Origin of the sequence: Escherichia sp. AM3, assembly GCF_032029835.1 — a bacterium.
Lineage (GTDB): Bacteria > Pseudomonadota > Gammaproteobacteria > Enterobacterales > Enterobacteriaceae > Escherichia > Escherichia coli.
In genome coordinates this window covers 1-283 of record NZ_JAVUPQ010000890.1, presented here as the reverse complement: position 1 = coordinate 283, position 283 = coordinate 1, and the positions used below count along the sequence as shown (strand labels likewise).

The following is a 283-nucleotide window of genomic DNA, read 5'->3' as shown; positions in this document are numbered from 1 at the left end:
GAGCATCATCGGCGGGAAAATTGCGGTTTGTTCCAGCGAAAGATGAATGCTGTTACCCTGGCGAACGTTCTCTGCCGCATTTGCCAGACGCTGGCGAATTTCGAGGTTGTTGAGGCTTTCGGTGGACAAATTCATCCCATCCAGCAGAGGGACGCCGCTGGATTGCAAAATACTTAAAGTGCGGAGATAGCGTGCGCTGTTAATGGCGCAAATCAGCGGGCCGATGAGCGCAACGCGCAGCAACATGGCATGAAAACGGTGGCGGTTATTGCCGCGTTTTAAC

At 53.4% G+C, this 283-nt stretch carries 1 protein-coding gene; it reads right to left on the bottom strand.

Going from position 1 to position 283, the window contains the following annotated elements; translation table 11 throughout:
* A partial coding sequence (locus tag RTW80_RS28905; RefSeq protein WP_312721540.1) for a type II secretion system F family protein occupies positions 1-283 on the bottom strand: 283 nt, incomplete at both ends.